Below are 17,053 nucleotides of genomic sequence, written 5' to 3' on the forward strand. Positions count from 1 at the left end.
TGCTTCACAGCGCTTGCAGCGAACATGTCAAATGCGCCCATGCCGCCGCACCAAAAGGTAGAAACGCCAAACTCTGTCACACGCGGCGAATTTGAACTTCCAGCGGCACGCAGATATCCGTGCAGATATCCCGATGACCAAAAAATGCACATGTTTGATTCATTGTGGTTCTTCCGTATATATATATATAAGTTCACTATATAGTAAGGTACTGTAAAGTGAATTGTTAAATAATGAATTATGGAATATGCATTTATTATATATACTGTTCTCAGGAAAGTAAAGAGGGAACATAGTATGAATCACGAAGAATTACCACTGGATACCGATTATGGCAAACTGACCTTCCGCATTGAGCAGATTTTGAAGGAGCGTGGGATTTCTAAAAATCAGGTCTGCAAGGCATTGGATATTCCGCGCGCAAATTTCAACCGCTATTGCCGCGACGAATTTCAGAGATTGGATGCGGGACTGATCTGTAAGCTGTGCTGGTATCTTGACATTGGTGTGGGCGAACTGATTGAATATGTGCGGCCGAAAGACGCCGCGGCACAATAAAAAGAGTAAAAAAATGACGTTCTCCGGAAGAATGCTTTCGGAAAACGTCATTTCTGTTTTTATCTGTCCAATTTTTTTGGCCTGCGTTGGGAGAGCATGTCCTTCCACACGGTCGGGTGCAACAGGATGAGCAGCGGGAACAGCTCCAGTCTGCCCGCAAGCATGTCGAACATCAGCACATATTTGGAAAATACAGTAAAGTGCATGAAGTTCTGCGTCGGGCCGACCAGCTCGAGACCCGGGCCAATGTTGTTGATGGTTGCCGCCACAGCGGTGAAGTTCGTGACCAGATCCTTGCCTTCAAACGAAAGTGCGAGAACTGAGAAGGAAAACAGGATCATAAACGTGATAAAGTACACATTGGTTGCGCGGACTACCTCGTGTTCCACCGGCTTGCCGTCTACCTTCACCTTGCGAATGATTTTGGGGTGGATATAGGAGCTGAGTTCCTTGACGACCGTCTTACACAGGATGACGAAACGGGATACTTTGATGCCGCCGCCGGTGCTGCCCGCACAGGCGCCGACAAACATCAGCAGGACGAGAATTGTCTTGCTTGTCTGCGGCCACAGGTCGAAATTCGCCGAAGAAAAGCCGGTTGTCGTGATGATAGATGCCACCTGAAAGGCTGCCTTGGAAATCGCATCGAATGCGCCCGCACACATGCTGTGGATGTTGAAGGCGATGACGGCGACTGCGGTGAAGATAATCAGGAAGTAATAGCGGACTTCCTCCATGCTGAGTGCTTTTTTGAACTGGCGGAACAGCAGGAAATAATAGGCATTGAAGTTGACACCGAACAGCACCATAAAGATCGTGACCACCCATTGAATATAAGAGGAATAGCCGATCAGGCTGTCATTTTTGATACCAAAGCCGCCGGTGCCTGCTGTGCCGAAGGCAGTACACAGCGAATCAAACAGCGGCATATGTCCGGCGAGCAGCAGGACAATTTCTATTACAGTCAGCCCGATATAGATGCCGTACAGCAGGCGGGCGGTATAGCGCATTTTCGGCACCAGCTTGCCGACTGACGGGCCGGGGCTTTCCGCGCGCATCAGATTGATGTTGGAGCCGCCGCTCAGCGGGATAATGGCCAGCAGGAACACCAGCACGCCCATGCCGCCGATCCAGTGTGTAAAGCTGCGCCAGAGCAGCGTACAGTGCGACAGCGCCTCCACATCCTCCAGAATGCTTGCACCGGTTGTGGTAAAGCCGGAAATGGTTTCAAACAGCGCATTGGTAAACGACGGGATTTCTCCGCTGATATAAAATGGCAGGCAGCCAAACAGACTGAGAAAAATCCAGCTCAGCGAGGTGGCAATACAGCCCTCCTTGAGATAGAAAATACTGGTCTTTGGCTTGCGGAAGGTCATTGCCATGCCGAGCGCAACACACAGTGCTGCGGTCAGCAGAAAATAAATGCCCTCGGACTCCTGATAAATGACTGCCGTCAGGCAGGGGAGCAGGAGAAGGGTGCCCTCGATCTTCAGAACAGAACCGAGGATATATCGAATCATTGATTTATTCATGGCACGGCATCACTCCAGAATATTGCGGATGTCTACAAGCCCCTCGTGCTTGGTGACAATCATGACCGTATCGCCGACTTTGATGCAGTCCTGTCCGGTGGGGATCAGAATGCGGCCATTGCGGTTGATGCACGCCACAAGGAGATTTTTCTTGAGCGGAAGATTCATGAGCGCGCGGTCTGTTACAGCGGACGGCTGATCCACACGGAATTCAATCGCTTCCACACGGGAGTCAAACATGTGGTACAGTGTTTCAATGTTGCTGTTGGTGGAATTCTTTTTCGCGCGGACATAGGCGATGATGGCCTCTGATGTGATAAAGCGCGGATAGACCACACTGCCGAGATCGAGCTGATTGATGACACCCTTGAATGTAATGCGATTGATCTTTGTGATGACCTTTGCCTTGGAGACCTGCTTGGCGTACAGCGTCAGCAAGATATTTTCCTCGTCAATGCCAGTCAGTGCGACGAAGGATTCCGTATAATGGATGCCCTCTTCTTTGAGCAGCTCTTCGTCTGTGCCGTCGCCGTTGATGATAATCGCTTTCGGCAGCAGGATGCTCAGTTCCTCACAGCGTGCGCGGTTGATCTCAATAATTTTGACCTCAATACCCATATGGATCAGCTGCTGCGCGAGATAATAGGCACTCTTGCCGCCGCCGATAATCATGGCATTTTTGACGCGGTTGGTCTTGAAGCCGACTGCTTCGAGAAAGGAGCGTGTCATTTTGCGCGGTGCGACAAAAGAAAGGACATCGCCCTCCGCCATACGGAAATCACCGGACGGGATATAAACCTCTCCACCGCGTTCAATTGCACAGATCAGCACGGCATTGGTGATGTGCTGACCGAGATAGGCGATGGTCATACCGTCGAGGATGTTGCCTTCCGGGATTTTAAATTTAATCATCTCCGCCTGTCCGTGCGCAAATGAGTTGACCTCCAGCGCGGTCGGCAGGTACAGAATGCGTGCTGCTTCGCGGGCAGCCTCCAGCTCCGGATTGATAATCATGGCGAGGCCGAGACGGTCGCGCAGATAGCCAACCTCCTGGCTGTAATCCGGTGTGCGCACGCGCGCAATGGCAGAGCAGTCACCCACACGCTTTGCAATCGTGCAGCAGAGCAGGTTCAGCTCATCCGAATCCGTCACGGCGATGAGCAGATCGGCGTTTTTGATACCGGCCTCGATCTGGACACTGTAGCTTGCGCCGTTGCCGACGATACCCATGATATCATAGAGATTGGCAAGCTCGGTAATTGCCGCGGCATCTTTGTCAATGATGGTGATGTCGTGCCCTTCGCGGCTGAGCTGCTGGACAAGCGTCGAACCGACCTTGCCGCAGCCGACAATAATTATTTTCAGGCCCTGCGCAGCAGGCCCCTTTTTTTTCAGCATGGTTCCGGTTACCTCCTTGTCTGCCGGTTCGGCAGAGAAAATGCAGGATAATATCCAATCATACTATACCACTCCGCGACAAAAAAAGCATCAGTAATCTGCAAAATCACCGCTAAATTTCTCCCCGCGGTGTGTGGAAACAGGGGATATCTGTCTGTTTATGCGGCAGCCGGCAGCAAAGGGAATGCTTGTCAGCCTATCGGAAAACCGGTATAATGAAGGTGTATCTTTGCACAAAAAAGGGAGGAAATCGTATGAAAAACAGGATACTGGCAGGGTATATGAGTGCTGTTTTCCTGCTGGCAGGCACGATGCCTGCGTTTGCAGCGGACAGCAGTGCCGTGTACAGCGACAATGTGGCCGAGCAGATTCCCGCATTTGTACAGCAGATGACGCAGGAAAAGGGCGCTTCCGGCGGCGCGTGTGGTACAAACCTGACATGGAAGCTGGACAACACCGGAACACTCACCATTTCCGGCACAGGTGAGATGGCGGACGGTGCATTCGGCTGGCAGGACAGCTGTGCTTCGATCAAACAGCTTGTCGTTGCAGATGGCGTGACCAGCATTGCGGACGATGCGTTCAGCTGGTGTGAAAATCTGGAAGAAGTGACGATTGCGGACAGCGTGAAGTCAATTGGCAGAGATGCATTTTATGCGTGCTACAGCCTGAAATCGGTAGAGCCCGGCAGCGGGCTGCAAACCATCGGCAGCTGGGCGTTTGCATCCTGTACCGATCTGGAGCAGTTCAGCCTTCCGGCAGGCGTGCAGTCGGTTGGACAGGGAGCATTCAGCGGCTGCGGCAGTCTGAAGCGCCTGTATTTCCGCGGTGCAGCGCCTGCACTTGGCGATGATATTTTTGAGGATGTGACGGCAACCGTGCATTATCCGGCGGAAGGCAGCGGTTGGGATGCTGTGCTGCAGAACAAGACGCAATATGGCGGTACCATCCGCTGGCGCAGCTGGAATCCCGACCGAGTGCTTGCACCGGTGGACGAGCTGTTTGCCGATGTCACCCGACAGCACTGGTTTTACGATAAGGTACAGTACGTCTATGACAACGAGCTGATGGTAGGTGATAAAGGCTTGTTTATGCCGAACAATGCGCTGACCCGCGCGATGGCAGTGCAGATCTTGTATGCCAATACAAAGGCGTGCGGGACGTACAAGGCCGTAACCGGACAGGACTTCGAGGATGTCGCGCCGGATGCTTGGTATTATGATGCGGTGCAGTGGGCGAGCGGTAACGGGGTCACCGCTGGCACAGGCGATGGAAAATTTGACCCGGAAGCACGGGTGACACGCGAGCAGTTTGCCGTGTTCCTGTATCGGGACGCAGGCGCGCCGTTTGTCGGCGGTACAATCCGGTTTTCCGATGCAGGAAATGTATCTGCATGGGCGAAAGATGCGATGCTCTGGGCAATCCGCAGCGGCATTATCAGCGGCAGCAATGAAAACGGAAAGCTGTTGCTCCGTCCGAAAGGCAATGCCACCCGTGCGGAAACAGCGACTATGCTGATGCAATATCTGGAACCGTCTGGCAGATCGGCACTGACCAGCAGCGACGAAACGTATGACGAGCGTATGGCGCGCATTTTCGGTGACGGGGCAACAGAACGCAAATATGCCAGCAAGACACAGGCGGAGCAATTCCAGACTTCGGTGACCGTCAAGGTATGGGACATCAATTCCAAGGGCGTAAAGTATACGCGTACACTGAAATTCAAAATTCATATTGCACTGGTCGATACCATCGAGCAGATTTTTGCGGAAATCTATGCCAGCGGAGAAAAATTCCCGATCTATTCGATTGGCGGTTATGCGTGGCGCGGAGATAATTCAAGCTCGGAGCACTGCCTCGGCACGGCGCTGGATATCAATCCGGATGAAAATTACCAGTGCAAAAACGATGGAACAGCAATGGTCGGATCGTATTGGAAGCCGGGTGTTGACCCGTATTCCATTCCGTCAGATGGCATTGTGGTCAAGACCTTCAACAAATACGGCTTCCGTTGGGGCGGCACGTTCAACAGCTCGAAGGATTACATGCATTTTTCCTACTTCGGTACGTGAGTGCGGGAAGACAGGCTGTATAAAAATCCGAACCGGAACGAACGTCGGTTCCAGTTCGGACACACAAAAGACGCAGATTTTTCCAAAATGGAAATCTGCGTCTTTTTTCTGCAATGCGTCAGAAAATGTATAAAACACAGTGCCCTCACATAGACATGAAGCACAAAGTCATGTCGGGAGGGGAAATATGTGAAGGGACAGCCGGAAGAACGGGCCGTTATGCTGGCACAGTATATGATAGAGACTGGTGCGACCGTGCGGCAGACCGCAGCAAGGTTCGGCGTGAGCAAGTCGACCGTTCATAAGGATATCACAGAACGACTGTATCACTTGAATTTACCATTATACACGCAGGCACATGAGGTGCTTATGCGAAACAAGGAGGAGCGCCACATCCGTGGCGGGATGGCAACCCGGCGGAAATACCGCGGAGAGGACGACGGTGCATCCTGAACGCAAAAAAATACGGGAACCGGATACCGGTTCCCGTATGTCTTTCCATACGCTTGTGCGCACAATCACCCCTCCGTGTGCATCAGCTCATGCAGGCAGCTGCGGCAGATGTTTTTCCCTTTAAAGTTTATGACATCCTTCGCATTGCCGCAGAATACACAGGCAGGTTCGTATTTCTTCAATATAATCTGGGAGCCGTCGACATAAATTTCCAACGAATCCTTAACCTCGATATCAAGTGTCCTGCGAAGCTCAATGGGGAGAACGATGCGGCCGAGCTCGTCAACTTTTCGTACAATTCCGGTAGATTTCATTGCAATCACTTCCTTATTATAAGTACAAAATTATGCTGCTAACGAGTGCGGTGTTAGCAGGGAAAGGGTGAAACTAGTATGATGAATTATCTGTGGGTCAGCCTGATGGTGCTGGCGTGCATAACGGCCTGTGTGACCGGGCGCACTGCGGAAGTATCTGCCGCAGTCACCGGTGGCGCAAACCAGGCGGTTACGCTGTGTCTGTCCATCGTCGGACTCATGGGATTGTGGTCCGGTGTCATGGAACTGATGCAGCAGTCCGGTTTGTGTGAAAAAATCACATCGGTGCTTCGTCGCCCGCTTTCATTGCTGTTCCACCGCGCGTCGCGTGACCGCGAAACCATGGAATGTATCGCTGCGAACGTCACGGCGAACCTGTTGGGACTGAGCAATGCAGCTACGCCGATCGGCCTGCGCGCAGCAGACAGGCTGTATGACCTGTATGGGCGCAGGGGGACACCGGATGAGGTGTTGACCTTTGTCGTGCTCAATACGACATCCATCCAGTTGATTCCAACGACAGTGGCAGCCGTGCGTGCCTCGCTGGGGGCACAGCAGCCGTTCGACATCATGCCGGCCGTGTGGGGGGCGTCCGTCTGTTCGGTGGCAGCGGGGCTTGCGGCGGCGCGGCTGTTTGCCCGTCTGAGAAAGGAGCGTGAGCCGTGAACGCGATGTTGGTTCCGGCATTGATTGCCTTTGTCGGCGTGCATGCACTGGCAAAGGGAACCGATGTGTTTCCGGTTTTCCTGCGCGGCGTGGAGAGCGGCCTGCGCACGGCAGTGAGCATCCTGCCGACGATGATCGCGCTGCTGACGGCAGTGACCATGCTGCGCGCTTCGGGCTTTATCGATCTGGCAGGACAGGCCATGCAGCCGCTGCTTTCGCTCGCCGGGATACCGGCAGACTGTGCAGCGCTGGTGCTGCTCAAGCCGCTCAGCGGCAGCGGCGGGCTGGCGCTCGGACAGGAAATCATGCGCACCTGCGGGGTGGACAGCTATGCCGGACGGGTTGCCGCCGTCATGCTGGGCGCCTCTGAGACCAGTATGTACACGATTGGCATTTACTGCGGTCATTTACAGCTGAAACGGACAAGATATGCAATTCCTGCGGCGTTTATTGCAGACCTTACAGCGTTCATTTCTGCTGTTGTTTGTGTGCGTTGGCTGGGATAATCGGACAAAAGTCCCTATTTTTTAATTATATTATGCCGTAAATATGGTATATTTTCAATATAAAAATGTATGATCCTGCTCTCGAAAGCAAAATTTTTGTTATCGTACAAGAAAAGAAAATGATTTACTCAAAATAATGTATAAAATATACAATTTTTTTGCCAAAACAAGGGAAAAACCGGAAAAAACCTCAAATTTCCGGATAAAAAATTTGAAAAAAATGGATATCTGCGCGGCAAAAATTACGAAAAAATTGCACAAAAATCCGAAAAAATGTCTCGAATGAAACAGTTGATATTAAAAAATTTAACGAATCACAGCGAAAAAGGCAAATTTTGCCATCTATCTGCGCGGCAGGGAGCAAAATATAAATAAAAAATCCTCCGCAGCCAAAAGCTGCGGAGGACAGAAACAAACTCGATTGTTTTTACTTGATCGTCAGGTCACCGCCGGGGATTTCCTTGCCGAACGGGCCATCATAGGTGAAGAAGCCCTTGCCGGTCTTGACGCCCAGATAACCTGCGCGAACCATCTTCTTCAGCAGCGGATGCGGGCGATACTTCGGGTCGCCGGTCTCAGTGAAGAGGGTGTTCATGATTGCGAGGTTGATGTCATGGCCAACCAGATCCGCAGTGTGCAGCGGGCCGGACTTCATGCCAGCGCCATTCTGCATAGCCAGGTCGATGTCGGACGGGGATGCGATGCCGTCTGCATAGATGCCGATGGCTTCGTTCATCATCGGGATCAGAATGCGGTTGACAACAAAACCCGGGCCCTCGTTGACCTGTACCGGGGTCTTGCCGAGGGAAGCCATGATGTCATAAGCCTTCTTGAAGGTCTCCTCAGAGGTCTTGAGACCCTTGGTAACCTCAACCAGCTTCATGATGTGAGCCGGATTGAAGAAGTGGCAGCCGACAACCTTGTCAGAGCGGTTCGGAACAGCGTTCGAGATCTCCGTGATGGAAAGGGCGGAGGTGTTGGTGCCGATGATGCAGTCTTCCGGCAGGATGGAATCGAGCTCTTCCAGAAGCTCCTTCTTGAGATCCATTCTTTCCAGAATAACTTCCATGACGAAGTCAGAGCCAGCGGCATCCTGGCGGTCAACGGACAGGGTCAGATTAGCCAGGCATGCATCCATCTGCTCCTGGGTCATCTTACCTCTCTTGACGCCGCCTGCGAGGTCGCCCTCGATGCGCTTCTTGCCGCCTTCGCAGAACTGCTCTTTGATATCAATCAGGGTGACAGCATGGCCAGCCTTCAGGAAAACTTCAGCAATGCGGGCACCCATGTTGCCGGCACCAAATACAGTAACCTTCATGTTTCTCAATCTCCTATCTCAATCTCAAGTCTCAAGTGATGAATCGAATTACTTGTTCTGGAATACCTTCGGCTCGCGGCTCTTGTTTACGAAATGAGCCATTGCATACTTCTGATCCTCGGTAGCGAAGCATTCGCCAAAGCAGTTGCCCTCCAGCTTCAGAGCAGAGTTCAGGTCGGTCTGCATGCCAACATTGACAGCTTCCTTGACCAGAGCGACTGCGATCGGAGCCTGAGCAGCGATTTCCTGTGCCAGAGCGAGAGCAGCCTCTTCCAGCTCTTCAACGGTCTCGTATACTTCGTTGACCAGACCCATGTCCTTTGCGTCCTGAGCTGTGTAGTTGCCGCGTGCGGTGTACAGCATTTCCTTTGCCTTGCCGAGACCTACGAGGCGAGCAAGTCTCTGGGTGCCGCCGCAGCCCGGGGTGATGCCCAGACCAACCTCAGGCTGACCGAAGCAAGCGTTTGCGGAAGCCAGACGGATGTCGCAGGACATAGCCAGCTCGCAGCCGCCGCCGAGGCAGAAGCCGTTGATTGCAGCGATAACCGGGCGCTTGAAGTTCTCGATCTTCCAGCATACACGGTTGGAGTCGTTGCCGAATGCTTTGCCTTCTGCAACGGTCATGGTGGACATCTGGGAGATGTCAGCGCCTGCTACGAAGGACTGAACGGTCTTGCCCTTCTTGTTGACACGGGAGGAACCGGTCAGGACAACGGCATAAACGTCTTCCATCGCTGCAACGGAGTCGAATGCCTCCTCCAGCTGTGCATACATGTCGGTGCTCAGGGCGTTCATTGCCTGCATATGATCGATGGTAACAACTGCTACGTTACCCTTTTTCTCTACCTTTACGTCAGTCATTGGTAAAAGATCTCCTTTTATGTCTGTGTCACGGGAGGAGGGGAAGACGGATGCTCCGCCTTCCCGCTCTCGAAAATGTCGTGGAATGTATAATGCTTACTTGCAGAGCTCGTCGCGCTCGAGGATGATTGCTTCGCCCATGCCGCCGCCGATGCACATGGTAGCCAGGCCGATGGTAGCATCGCGCTTAATCATTTCGTACAGCAGGGTGGTGGAGATACGGCAGCCTGCTGCGCCGATCGGATGGCCCAGAGCGATTGCGCCGCCGTTTACATTGACCTTGTCCATGTCGAAGCCAAGGGTGTTGTTGACTGCGCAAGCCTGTGCTGCGAATGCTTCGTTGGACTCGATCAGGTCGAGATCAGCAACGGTGAGGCCAGCGCGGGACAGTGCCTGACGGGTGGACTCGATCGGGCCGATGCCCATGATGGACGGATCGCAGCCGACAGAACCGTAGGAACGGATCTTCGCCATCGGCTTCAAGCCGTGTGCCTTTACGAAGTCCTCAGAAGCGATAATCATGCAAGCGCCTGCATCGTTGATGCCGGAAGCGTTGCCTGCGGTTACCGTGCCGTCCTTCTTGAATGCCGGGCGCAGACCAGCGAGGGTCTCCATCGTCGTGCCCTCACGCGGATGCTCGTCGGTGTCGAACAGGAAGGTCTTCTTCTTCTGCTTTACTTCTACCGGAACGATCTCGTCCTTGAACTTGCCAGCCTTGATTGCTGCAACAGCCTTTGCCTGGGAAGCGCAAGCCAGCTCGTCCTGCATCTCACGGGTGATGCCGTACTGCTCTGCAACGTTTTCCGCAGTGATGCCCATGTGGTAGCCGTTGAAGATATCCCAAACGCCGTCGTGTACCATCAGGTCGACCATCTGGATGTCGTTCATACGAGCGCCCCAGCGAACCTTGTTTGCATAATACGGTGCACCGGACATGGACTCAGCGCCGCCAGCCATGATGCACTGGTCGTCGCCGGACTTGATGATCTGAGCTGCGAGGCTCATTGCGCGCATGGAGGATGCACAAACCTTATTGATGGTGATTGCCGGAGTGGTGATCGGCAGACCTGCGCCAACCATGATCTGACGGCCGATGTTCTGACCCAGACCGCCCTGGAGGACGCAGCCGGTGATGGTCTCATCGATGGCAGCAACGTCAACGCCGGACTGCTCAATCGCAGCCTTGGCAGCGGTAACGCCGAGCGTAACAGCCGGAACATCCTTCAGACTCTTGCCGTAGGAACCGATCGGGGTTCTCTTTGCACTGCAAATATACACATTCATTTGCCCTATTCTCCTTTTTCTCACTACAGGAATGGATAGTTATATAACAATAGGATAAGGGAGGATAGAGTGGTGTTTCTCCCTGAACCCTTTGCTATTGTACATCATAACGCCATATTTCACAAGTATTTTCCGCAAAAAAAGCGTGAAAAAGTTGAAAGTGTTAAAAAACTAACAATTAGATACCCATGTGTTATGCGTTATTTGATCAGCAATCAATCGTTTGCGAGGCCCATCGGCTCATCGCGGAAGATACGCTCGTCCATCAGCTTGATGGTGCCGTCTTCCTGATAAGCGATCTGCGGTACAAATTCCATCTGGTCGAGGATCTGGGTCTGCAGGTCGATGCCCGGTGCGATCTCAATCAGGGTAACGCCCTCCGGACGCAGCTCGAAGACAGCGCGCTCGGTGATGTACAGAACCGGCTGATGAACCTTGTTCGCATAGATGCCGGAGAAGGTGATGTGCTCAACTTCCTTGACGAACTTCTTCTTTTCGCCTTCCTGCACGATTTCGATCTTGCCGTCGCCGACCTTGACCTTCAGGCCCTTTGCGGTGAAGGTGCCACAGTAGCAGACCTTCTTTGCGTTCTGGGTGATGTCGATGAAGCCGCCGCAGCCTGCCAGACGGGTGCCGAACTTGGATACGTTCAGGTCACCGTTCGGAGCGGTTTCAGCCAGACCGAGGAATGCGATATCCAGGCCGCCGCCCTGATAGAAGTCGAACTGTACGTTGTGCTCCAGAATGGCTTCTGCGTTGGAGCACGCGCCGAACTGCGGGCCAGCCAGCGGGATGCCGCCGATCGGGCCAGCCTCTACGGTCAGGGTCATCTTATCCGCGATACCTTCTTCAGCCGCAACATTGGAAATCTGCTCCGGCATACCGGTGCCGAGGTTGACGATTGCATCGTTCGGCAGCTCCATAGCAGCACGGCGCGCAACAACCTTGCGCTGATTCAGCGGAATGGTCGGGATGGAATCCAGCGGGATGGTGTACTCGCCGGCAGCGGAGCCGTCGTACGGTACGCCGATGCACTGCATGTTGTCCTCTTCGGTACCGATGACAACGGCGTCAACGTAGATGCCCGGAATCTTGACCAGCTTCGGATCGAGGGAACCGGCAGCTACAATCTTCTCAACCTGAACGATAACCTTACCGCCGCTGTTCTTGCAGGCCTGAGCCATGGCGGTGACGTCCAGCGGGCCAACTTCTCTGTGTACGGTGCAGTTGCCGCGCTCGTCGCAGTAGGAAGCACGCAGCAGGACAACGTCGATCGGGAAGGTCTTGTAGAGCAGGCGCTCCTGGCCTTCGATCTCGATCAGCTTGACGAGGTCTTCCTTGGTGCAGTCGTTCAGCTTGCCGCCGCCGTTGCGCGGGTCAGCGAAGGTATACAGGCCGACATGAGTGATGGTGCCGAGATTATGTGCAGCGATATCGCGGTACATATGGGTGATAACACCCTGCGGCAGGTTATAAGCTTCGATCTTGTTCTCAAGAGCGAGTGCGCCCAGTCCGGGGGCACGATCCCAGTGGCCGCCGACAACGCGCTTGACCATGCCTTCATGTGCGAAGTGGTCGCCGCCGGAGCCCGGGGTACCGCGCCAGCCCTGGCCAGCTGCATAGAACAGGGTAACGTCCTTCGGATGGCCGGTCTCTACGAAACGCTTTTCAACAGCCTTGGACAGAGTCTCCGGGCATGCACAGCTTACGAAGCCGGAAGTTGCGACGGTATCACCATCGTTGATGAGCAGAGCCGCCTCTTCCGGAGTCAGAATCTTTACTTTTCTCATTGGTATCATCCTTTCTCTCTGTTTTGATATCCAGAAAAAGTATTTTGTGATAAAACGTCAGGCGGAAAATAAAATACAATGCTGTTCAGGCCAGTGCGGCGATGCGAGCCGCGGCACCATCTGCTTCCGCCTGCTCGGTGCAGATGATGCGGTGCTCCGCTGAAATTTCCTCGTACAGGTACGAACAGCCCGTGCAGCCGCGCAGGATCAGCAGCACATCGTAATGCACGCCGTCCTCCGGGTACGAGAAGCCCGCGATACCATCGAGCTGGCTGCAAATTTGGCGGTATGCGGTGCCGCGGTCATAGCGCGGATTGCAGCCGCCGCAGAATTTTACAGTACAGTGAAGCATAACATAACCTCATTTTCGGAATTTGGGGGGAGCACAGACGGACAGACAGGCACCCACAGAATTGCTCTATGAGTGCCTGTTGTCACGTTATTGCCAGAAAATCAGCACCGTTTGTTCAGAATCAATTAGTCGATGCGTGCAATTGCCTTAGCAAGCTGCTTCTTCTGCTCCATGTTGGACTGGCGGGCAATCATGATGCGCTGAGCCTGCGGGGAGCCTGCGCCATGCATGGACTCCGGCAGGTAGCCGACTGCTGCGGTACCCATGGTCAGGTTCTCGATCAGGCGAAGGACGCGCATGCGATCCTCGGTCGGAACGGAAGCGACACCCTTGAGGTACTTCTCGATGTACGGCTTCAGCTGCGGGTTGCGGTAATCTGCCTCAGACGGCTGGGTAACCATCAGGCCGCCTGCCAGATCCTGTGCCAGACGAGCGATGTCGTACGGGAAGCGGGTGACGTTCTGCTTGCAGACGTTTGCCAGAAGCAGGTCGATGAGGTAGTTGCCTGCCTTGGTCTTGGAGCCCTGGGAGGAGCATGCGATGCCACATGCGTACAGGGTCTCGTTCAGGTGGGTCATTTCGATCAGCTTATCCTTGACATGGGAAGCCTTTGCGCAGCCTGCCATCTCAACAGCCAGAGCGGTAGCACCGATCAGGACGTCGCCGACGCCGACCTTGCAGCCGCCGTAGGACTGACGATGATAGCCTGCGAAACGCTCAACGATCATGCCAGCGAACTTCACTTCGCCGTTCAGGAAGATGCGATCGTTCGGAACGAATACATGGTCGAAAATAACCAGGACTTCGTGGCCGCCGTAGGTCTTGTTGCCTACGTCGATATCGTTGTACTCCTCCAGCTTGCGGGTGTCGCAGGACTGGCGGCCGTAGATCAGGGTGATGCCCTCGGAATCGGTCGGGATTGCGAAGGAAATCGCATAGTCCTCGTCGCCCTCACGCATGGAGATGGTCGGCATAACCAGAACCTCGTGGGAGTTGACGAAACCGGTCTGATGCGCCTTTGCGCCGGTGACATAAACGCCGTCAGCGGTGCGCTCAACAACGTGCAGGAACAGGTCCGGGTCAGCCTGCTTGGACGGAGCCAGGCCGCGGTCGCCCTTGACGTCGGTCATAGCGCCGTCAACTGCGAGGTCCTCGTCCTGTACGCGGGTCAGGAACTTGACGAAGTTTTCATGGTACTTGGTGCCGCACGCCTCGTCGATTTCGTAGGTGGAGGAGAATACGGCGTTCATTGCGTCCATGCCTACGCAGCGCTGGAAGCAGGCAGCGGTCTTCTGACCGAGCATACGCTGCATCTTAACCTTCTTAATCAGGTCGTCGGTGGACTGATGCATGTGGGTGAAGCGGTTGATCTTCTTGCCGGTGATGTGGGAGGTAGCGACCATCAGGTCTTCATACTGCGGATCCTCCGCAGCCTCGTATGTAGCGGCAAAGGAGTTCAGGGAAGGACGGATAACCGGATCGTCTACCGGATTCTCAACCTTCTTGCCGAACATCCACAGGTTGAGATTCAGCTTGCGCAGGGACTCAATGTACTGTTCTTTGGTCATCATAGTGATCGTAAATCCTTTCTCTCAGTCGTCTCTCTAGTCAGGGGGAACGAACCCCTTTGAAGTAGAAACGCAGCGAGTACCGCGGACGATACCCGCTGCGTTTTACAGGCTAACGGTATTGGGATATTGCGTTATCCGGCAATTAGTAGCACTCTCTGTAAACACGCTCCATCAGCTCACGGGTCCACGGCTGGATGTAGGAGTTGGTGATCAGGCGCTGCTGGTTTGCTTCGACAGATACCGGGAAGTCCTTGATGTCGGATTCCTTGAAGCCGTACTCGCGCAGCGGCTTCAGGTGCAGAACCTTCTCGAGCAGCTCGTTGAGGTATGCGATTGCGTTGTCGACCTCGCAGCCGGTGATACGGGCAACCAGCTTCTTGAACTCGAGGATTTCGCCGTTCGGGTCCATCTCGTCGTAGATCTCCATGATCTTGCCGAACAGAGCGTAGTTGGACTCACCATGCGGTACATGGTAGGTGCCGCCGAGCGGGAAGGACATGCCGTGTACGGTAGCGCAGCCAGCCTTCAGGAAAGCGATGCCAGCGTAAGTAGAAGCGATGGAGAACTCCTCGAGGTAGCCGAAGCGAGCGTCCGGGCCGTCTTCGCCGATGCGGCGGAAGCCTTCCAGAATCAGCTCCATAGCCTTGATGGAGAACATCTCAGAGGTCATGGTCTTACGATGCGGCGACAGGAAGGACTCGGTTGCATGGATCAGGGCGTCGATTGCGGAAGAAGCGAACGGCTTGTACGGCAGGGTCTTCAGCATATCCGGAACCAGGCAAACCTTGTTCGGGATCATGTCATCGGAAACCAGGCCCAGCTTGGTCTCGCCGCCGGTCAGAACGCCGTCCTTCTCGTCCTTGACGATTGCAACGGAAATGTTGGTAACCTCGGAACCGGTGCCGCAGGTGGTCGGGATTGCGATAACTTCCTTCTCGTGGATGAACGGCTCACGTTTGAAGTACATCTCGTGGATGGAAGCCGGGCGCTTGCAGCCGAGCAGTTTGCACAGGTCCATGATAGCGCCGCCGCCGACAGCAATGACGCGGTCATAGGAATCGTACGGGATAGCGTCGTACATGGTCTGGATCATAGCCTCAGACGGCTCGCCAACACCGAACTTCTCCTGGAATACGAAGTTGCACGGCAGGTTCAGCTCTTCCATGAACGGCTTGTAGATGAATTCGTTGGTCAGAACGCAGTCTCTCTCGTTCAGCTTGAATTCCTCTGCGAATTCTGCGAAATTCGCACATTTGTAGATGGTCGGCGCGATGATGATTTCTCTCTTGTCGGCCTGCAGGGCCTTGCTAAAAGCATCCATATTTAACATCTCCTATAAAAAATTTTCTTGCATAAGAAGCCTTTTGGGGCTGGTTATCCAAAAGTCGGCGGATGGATTCCGTTACCTTCCCTATGATTGTACCAAAAGTTGAGCGAAACTTCAACAAAAAGTGATGAAGTTACAAGAAAAAATATCTCGACATTTTGTCACAAATAAACGGAGTGCAATCGAGCCGGGTTACTTGCTTACATTTTATACTAATGTCACAACTTTGTAAATCATTTTTTCAAAATTTATTGTGGAAAATGTTGAGAAAGCTGGGGATGTGCTGTTAGTTTTGTGCAAAACTGCTGAGGAAAGCACGGGTGCGTTCATTCTGTGCATCGCCGAAAATTTCCTCCGGACGGCCCTGCTCGACGATGACGCCGCCGTCCATAAAGATAACACGGTCGGACACGTCGCGGGCGAATGCCATTTCATGTGTGACGACGACCATGGTCATGTGTTCCTCGGCGAGCTGACGGATAACACGAAGAATTTCACCGGTCAACTCCGGGTCGAGCGCAGAGGTCGGCTCGTCAAAAAACAGTACGCGTGGATTGAGCGCGAGCGCGCGCGCGATGGCGACGCGCTGCTGCTGTCCGCCGGACAGCTGACAGGGATAATAATCTGCGCGATCGGACAGATTCATCTTTTCCAGCAGGCTGCGGGCGGTCTTTTCCGCTTCGGCTTTGGAGATACCCAGCACACGGATCGGTGCATCGGTGACGTTCTGCAAAACCGAACGGTGTGGGAACAGATTGAAATTCTGGAACACCAGACCGGCACACAGCGTGATTTCATGCAGTGTTTTGGGGTCAGCGAAAACGGCATTGCCATTTTCCGTGCGCATCATCTGCTTGCCGCAGATGGTGATTTCACCGCGGTCAGCGGTCTCCAGCTGGGTCAGGCAGCGCAGGAAGGTGGATTTTCCGGAGCCTGACGGGCCGATGATGGCGACAACTTCGCCCTGTGCCACGTGCATGGAGATATCGCGCAGCACCTGCAGCTCACCAAAGCTCTTTTCGATGTGGTTTGCTTCAATCAGATTCATGAC

16 protein-coding genes are annotated in these 17,053 nt (G+C 53.8%); 5 read left to right on the plus strand and 11 right to left on the minus strand.

Annotation, left to right across the window (positions count from 1 at the left end; all coding sequences use genetic code 11):
* The first annotated feature begins 297 nt into the window (after positions 1 to 297).
* Positions 298 to 558, plus strand: a complete 261-nt coding sequence (locus ACLM7Z_RS05625; protein WP_087018941.1) for a helix-turn-helix domain-containing protein — start codon at positions 298 to 300, stop codon at positions 556 to 558.
* 59 nt (positions 559 to 617) lie between these two features.
* Here ACLM7Z_RS05625 and ACLM7Z_RS05630 read toward each other — a convergent pair whose 3' ends face one another.
* Both ACLM7Z_RS05630 and trkA read right to left on the minus strand, forming a co-directional pair.
* The gene (locus ACLM7Z_RS05630) at positions 618 to 2,090 is read right to left on the minus strand and encodes a TrkH family potassium uptake protein (protein ID WP_087018939.1); all 1,473 of its coding nucleotides are present in this window, start codon (positions 2,088 to 2,090) and stop codon (positions 618 to 620) included.
* A gap of 9 nt (positions 2,091 to 2,099) precedes the next feature.
* Entirely contained in the window at positions 2,100 to 3,488 is a 1,389-nt protein-coding gene (gene trkA, locus ACLM7Z_RS05635) for a Trk system potassium transporter TrkA (RefSeq protein ID WP_087018937.1), read from the minus strand.
* 254 nt (positions 3,489 to 3,742) lie between these two features.
* On the opposite strand from trkA, the gene ACLM7Z_RS05640 reads away from it, so the two are divergent.
* Positions 3,743 to 5,560 (plus strand): S-layer homology domain-containing protein, encoded by a 1,818-nt coding sequence (locus ACLM7Z_RS05640; RefSeq protein WP_165761090.1) that lies wholly within the window; start codon positions 3,743 to 3,745, stop codon positions 5,558 to 5,560.
* A gap of 189 nt (positions 5,561 to 5,749) precedes the next feature.
* Positions 5,750 to 6,013, plus strand: coding sequence for a sporulation transcriptional regulator SpoIIID (locus ACLM7Z_RS05645; RefSeq protein ID WP_087018933.1), 264 nt, complete (start codon positions 5,750 to 5,752; stop codon positions 6,011 to 6,013).
* Between the two features lie 65 nt (positions 6,014 to 6,078).
* Here the strand turns inward: ACLM7Z_RS05645 and ACLM7Z_RS05650 are convergent, their stop codons facing one another.
* Entirely contained in the window at positions 6,079 to 6,327 is a 249-nt protein-coding gene (locus ACLM7Z_RS05650; RefSeq protein WP_087018931.1) for an AbrB/MazE/SpoVT family DNA-binding domain-containing protein, read from the minus strand.
* Between the two features lie 78 nt (positions 6,328 to 6,405).
* On the opposite strand from ACLM7Z_RS05650, the gene ACLM7Z_RS05655 reads away from it, so the two are divergent.
* Together ACLM7Z_RS05655 and ACLM7Z_RS05660 are read left to right on the plus strand one after the other, a co-directional pair.
* A complete protein-coding gene (locus ACLM7Z_RS05655) occupies positions 6,406 to 6,993 on the plus strand; it encodes a hypothetical protein (protein ID WP_087018929.1) in 588 nt (195 codons plus the stop codon).
* Positions 6,994 to 6,998: 5 nt separating this feature from the next.
* Positions 6,999 to 7,499, plus strand: a complete 501-nt coding sequence (locus ACLM7Z_RS05660) for a nucleoside recognition domain-containing protein (RefSeq protein WP_242969827.1) — start codon at positions 6,999 to 7,001, stop codon at positions 7,497 to 7,499.
* A 427-nt stretch (positions 7,500 to 7,926) separates the two neighbouring features.
* Here ACLM7Z_RS05660 and ACLM7Z_RS05665 read toward each other — a convergent pair whose 3' ends face one another.
* The 8 genes from ACLM7Z_RS05665 to ACLM7Z_RS05700 form a co-directional block, all read right to left on the minus strand.
* Positions 7,927 to 8,817 carry a 3-hydroxyacyl-CoA dehydrogenase family protein gene (locus tag ACLM7Z_RS05665; RefSeq protein ID WP_087018925.1) on the minus strand — a complete coding sequence of 297 codons (891 nt, stop codon included), beginning with the start codon at positions 8,815 to 8,817 and terminating at the stop codon, positions 7,927 to 7,929.
* A gap of 48 nt (positions 8,818 to 8,865) precedes the next feature.
* Positions 8,866 to 9,678, minus strand: coding sequence for an enoyl-CoA hydratase-related protein (locus ACLM7Z_RS05670; protein ID WP_087018923.1), 813 nt, complete (start codon positions 9,676 to 9,678; stop codon positions 8,866 to 8,868).
* A 96-nt stretch (positions 9,679 to 9,774) separates the two neighbouring features.
* The gene (locus ACLM7Z_RS05675; RefSeq protein ID WP_087018921.1) at positions 9,775 to 10,962 is read right to left on the minus strand and encodes an acetyl-CoA C-acetyltransferase; all 1,188 of its coding nucleotides are present in this window, start codon (positions 10,960 to 10,962) and stop codon (positions 9,775 to 9,777) included.
* Between the two features lie 215 nt (positions 10,963 to 11,177).
* Positions 11,178 to 12,752 carry an acyl CoA:acetate/3-ketoacid CoA transferase gene (locus ACLM7Z_RS05680; RefSeq protein WP_087018919.1) on the minus strand — a complete coding sequence of 525 codons (1,575 nt, stop codon included), beginning with the start codon at positions 12,750 to 12,752 and terminating at the stop codon, positions 11,178 to 11,180.
* A gap of 85 nt (positions 12,753 to 12,837) precedes the next feature.
* Entirely contained in the window at positions 12,838 to 13,104 is a 267-nt protein-coding gene (locus ACLM7Z_RS05685) for a hypothetical protein (RefSeq protein WP_087018917.1), read from the minus strand.
* 125 nt (positions 13,105 to 13,229) lie between these two features.
* The gene (locus ACLM7Z_RS05690; protein ID WP_087018915.1) at positions 13,230 to 14,681 is read right to left on the minus strand and encodes a 4-hydroxyphenylacetate 3-hydroxylase family protein; all 1,452 of its coding nucleotides are present in this window, start codon (positions 14,679 to 14,681) and stop codon (positions 13,230 to 13,232) included.
* Between the two features lie 136 nt (positions 14,682 to 14,817).
* The gene (locus tag ACLM7Z_RS05695) at positions 14,818 to 15,996 is read right to left on the minus strand and encodes a 4-hydroxybutyrate dehydrogenase (RefSeq protein ID WP_273349331.1); all 1,179 of its coding nucleotides are present in this window, start codon (positions 15,994 to 15,996) and stop codon (positions 14,818 to 14,820) included.
* A 292-nt stretch (positions 15,997 to 16,288) separates the two neighbouring features.
* Complete coding sequence (locus ACLM7Z_RS05700) at positions 16,289 to 17,050, minus strand: amino acid ABC transporter ATP-binding protein (RefSeq protein ID WP_435645671.1); 762 nt, start codon at positions 17,048 to 17,050, stop codon at positions 16,289 to 16,291.
* Positions 17,051 to 17,053 lie beyond the last annotated feature (3 nt).

The sequence above is a fragment of the Butyricicoccus porcorum genome, assembly GCF_051246315.1.
Lineage (GTDB): Bacteria > Bacillota > Clostridia > Oscillospirales > Butyricicoccaceae > Butyricicoccus_A > Butyricicoccus_A porcorum.

Bases quoted from the DNA above. Each gene is read 5' to 3' on its own strand.
- ACLM7Z_RS05700 (WP_435645671.1), bottom strand. From the start codon at position 17,050: ATGAATCTGATTGAAGCAAACCACATCGAAAAGAGCTTTGGTGAGCTG.
- ACLM7Z_RS05695 (WP_273349331.1), bottom strand. From the start codon at position 15,996: ATGGATGCTTTTAGCAAGGCCCTGCAGGCCGACAAGAGAGAAATCATC.
- ACLM7Z_RS05640 (WP_165761090.1), top strand. From the start codon at position 3,743: ATGAAAAACAGGATACTGGCAGGGTATATGAGTGCTGTTTTCCTGCTG.
- ACLM7Z_RS05685 (WP_087018917.1), bottom strand. From the start codon at position 13,104: ATGCTTCACTGTACTGTAAAATTCTGCGGCGGCTGCAATCCGCGCTAT.
- ACLM7Z_RS05660 (WP_242969827.1), top strand. From the start codon at position 6,999: ATGTTGGTTCCGGCATTGATTGCCTTTGTCGGCGTGCATGCACTGGCA.
- trkA (WP_087018937.1), bottom strand. From the start codon at position 3,488: ATGCTGAAAAAAAAGGGGCCTGCTGCGCAGGGCCTGAAAATAATTATT.
- ACLM7Z_RS05665 (WP_087018925.1), bottom strand. From the start codon at position 8,817: ATGAAGGTTACTGTATTTGGTGCCGGCAACATGGGTGCCCGCATTGCT.
- ACLM7Z_RS05630 (WP_087018939.1), bottom strand. From the start codon at position 2,090: ATGAATAAATCAATGATTCGATATATCCTCGGTTCTGTTCTGAAGATC.
- ACLM7Z_RS05650 (WP_087018931.1), bottom strand. From the start codon at position 6,327: ATGAAATCTACCGGAATTGTACGAAAAGTTGACGAGCTCGGCCGCATC.
- ACLM7Z_RS05675 (WP_087018921.1), bottom strand. From the start codon at position 10,962: ATGAATGTGTATATTTGCAGTGCAAAGAGAACCCCGATCGGTTCCTAC.
- ACLM7Z_RS05670 (WP_087018923.1), bottom strand. From the start codon at position 9,678: ATGACTGACGTAAAGGTAGAGAAAAAGGGTAACGTAGCAGTTGTTACC.
- ACLM7Z_RS05655 (WP_087018929.1), top strand. From the start codon at position 6,406: ATGATGAATTATCTGTGGGTCAGCCTGATGGTGCTGGCGTGCATAACG.
- ACLM7Z_RS05680 (WP_087018919.1), bottom strand. From the start codon at position 12,752: ATGAGAAAAGTAAAGATTCTGACTCCGGAAGAGGCGGCTCTGCTCATC.
- ACLM7Z_RS05625 (WP_087018941.1), top strand. From the start codon at position 298: ATGAATCACGAAGAATTACCACTGGATACCGATTATGGCAAACTGACC.